Source organism: Bradyrhizobium sp. CFUWI, assembly GCF_056429085.1.
Genome location: NZ_JBWJZE010000201.1, coordinates 1 through 447, shown reverse-complemented (window position 1 = coordinate 447; position 447 = coordinate 1). Strand labels below are relative to the sequence as shown.

The following is a 447-nucleotide window of genomic DNA, read 5'->3' as shown; positions in this document are numbered from 1 at the left end:
GGCCAAGACCACGGTGCCCGTGCTGGGCGTGCCGGTGGCGAGCCGGCACCTGCAGGGCGTGGATTCGCTGCACAGCATCGTGCAGATGCCCAAGGGCATTCCCGTGGCCACCTTCGCGATCGGCACGGCGGGCGCGGCCAATGCGGCGCTCTTCGCGGTCGCCCTGCTGGCCGCCGACGACCCGGCCCTGCGCGAGCGGCTGGAGGCCTGCCGCGCCGCCGCGGCCACCGTGTATTCGCATTTCGAGGACAACGGCATCTCGGTCGGGCTCGTGTTCCGGCTGCGGCAGCTGCGCGAGCGCATCCTGCGCGTGCGCGACCTGCTGGACTGCCTGCTCTCCCCCGAGCCGGCCACGAGCGCCGCACGGCTCATGGCGCGGCTCGTGACCGTGGGCCGCGAGCGGCGCAGCCTGCGCGCGCTGATCGCCTCCAACTCGTCGCTGCTGGC

General features: G+C 74.0%; 1 protein-coding gene and 1 pseudogene. Both read left to right on the top strand.

Annotated elements, in window-relative coordinates:
• Positions 1-220 (top strand): annotated as a pseudogene (locus AC066S_RS39420) (AIR carboxylase family protein); the annotation flags it as partial.
• A gap of 9 nt (positions 221-229) precedes the next feature.
• Positions 230-447 (top strand): hypothetical protein (locus tag AC066S_RS39415; RefSeq protein ID WP_478272000.1); only part of this gene is annotated, 218 nt, incomplete at its 3' end.